Source organism: Microbispora oryzae (assembly GCF_017896165.1).
In the GTDB taxonomy this organism is placed as follows: Bacteria; Actinomycetota; Actinomycetes; order Streptosporangiales; family Streptosporangiaceae; genus Microbispora; species Microbispora oryzae.
Genome location: NZ_JAFCNB010000055.1, coordinates 1 through 1,567, shown reverse-complemented (window position 1 = coordinate 1,567; position 1,567 = coordinate 1). Strand labels below are relative to the sequence as shown.

The 1,567-nt window shown below is 68.1% G+C and carries 2 protein-coding genes; both read left to right on the top strand.

Annotation, left to right across the window (positions count from 1 at the left end; all coding sequences use genetic code 11):
- The first annotated feature begins 82 nt into the window (after positions 1-82).
- Positions 83-532: a transposase gene (locus JOL79_RS33485; RefSeq protein ID WP_210159956.1), complete on the top strand. Its 450-nt coding sequence runs from the start codon at positions 83-85 to the stop codon at positions 530-532.
- Positions 529-1,533: an IS3 family transposase gene (locus tag JOL79_RS33480; protein WP_210159955.1), complete on the top strand. Its 1,005-nt coding sequence runs from the start codon at positions 529-531 to the stop codon at positions 1,531-1,533. The genes JOL79_RS33485 and JOL79_RS33480 overlap by 4 nt, the downstream gene beginning before the upstream one ends.
- The last annotated feature ends 34 nt before the right edge of the window (positions 1,534-1,567 follow it).

The following is a 1,567-nucleotide window of genomic DNA, read 5'->3' as shown; positions in this document are numbered from 1 at the left end:
CCCTCTCTGCCAGAGTTTGTTGAGACAGATGTGACTAGGATTCATCTGTGTTGATGAGGGTGAGTAAGGATCTCAACGAATCATGAGCAGGATGCTGGTCGGCTCTCCGGTGCCGACGATCGTCCATGATGGACGGGTGGGCGCCGACAAGAACGAGGGACCCCGTGCGGACCGGCCGCGTCGGCGTACCTTTACGCCCGACTACAAGCAGGCGATCCTGGCCGAGTACGACGCTTTGACCGAGCCGGGAGCGCGGGGGGCGCTGCTACGCCGCGAGGGCCTGTACTCCTCGCACATCGTCGAGTGGCGGCGCGCCGCCGAGGCCGGCGCCCTGGACGGGCTGGCCAAAAGTGGTAAGCGGCCGGGTAAGAGCAGCGAGCAGGCCGAGATCGACCGGCTGCGGCGCAAGGTCGAGGCGTTGCAAGCCGAGCTCGCACGGAAAGACGCCGCGCTGGACCTGGTGGGAAAAGCACACGCGCTCTTGGAGACGCTCTCCGAGAGCGCGGGCACAAAGCCGACGTCGAGCAGGTGATCGGCGGCGTGTTCGCCGAGTTGGAGGCGGTCACCTCCACCAGTGCGGCGTGCACGCTGCTGGGCAAGTCGCGGGCCACCTTGTACCGGGAGCGGACCCGCCCGGCCGGGCCCGCTCGCAAGCCCGGCCCGACCGGCCCGCCGCCCAACGCGCTCACCCCCGCCGAGCGGGCCGAGATCGTGGCGGTGCTGACCGAGCCGCGGTTCGCCGACAAGGCGGTCGCCCAGATCTGGGCCGAACTGCTCGACGAGGGCGTCTACCTGGCGTCCCAGTCGACGATGTACCGCCTGTTGCGGGCCGAGCAGTTGGTCCGCGAGCGGCGCCGGCTGGCCGCCCACCCGGCCAAGGTCAAGCCCGAACTGGTGGCCACCGTCCCCAACGACGTGTGGAGCTGGGACATCACGCGCCTGGCCGGACCGGCCCGGGGCACCTGGTACCAGCTGTACGTCATGCTGGACATCTTCAGCCGCTACGTCGTCGGATGGCGGCTGGAAGAACACGAGGACGCCGAGATCGCCGAGCGGTGGATGGCCGATCTGGTCGCCCTGTACGGCAGGCCCGGCTCCATCCACGCCGACCGGGGGCCGTCGATGACGTCGAAGAACGTCGCCCAGCTTCTGGTCGACCTGGGCGTGCAGCGCAGCCATTCCCGGCCCCGGGTGAGCAACGACAACCCCTACTCCGAAGCGGCGTTCAAGACGCTGAAATACCGGTTCGACTTCCCCGACACCTTCGACTCCCTCGACCATGCGGGACGGTTCTGCGAGGACTTCTTCGACTACTACCGGCATGAGCACCGGCACTCCGGGCTCGGGCTGCACACCCCGGCGTCGGTCTACTTCGGCACCGCCGAGCAGATCCAGGCCCAGCGTGCCAAGGTCCTGGCCGCCGCTTACGCAGCCAACCCCACGCGGTTCGGCAGCCCGCCGAGCCCGCCACCGCTCCCGACAGTCGCGTGGATCAACCCACCGACCCCCCAAGCACTCATAGCGTCCAAATAGCAGGACACTGTCTCAAAATCCTTGACAGGTACCG

Excerpts from the sequence above, each read along its gene's own strand:
- JOL79_RS33485 (WP_210159956.1), top strand. The coding sequence starts at position 83 with ATGAGCAGGATGCTGGTCGGCTCTCCGGTGCCGACGATCGTCCATGAT.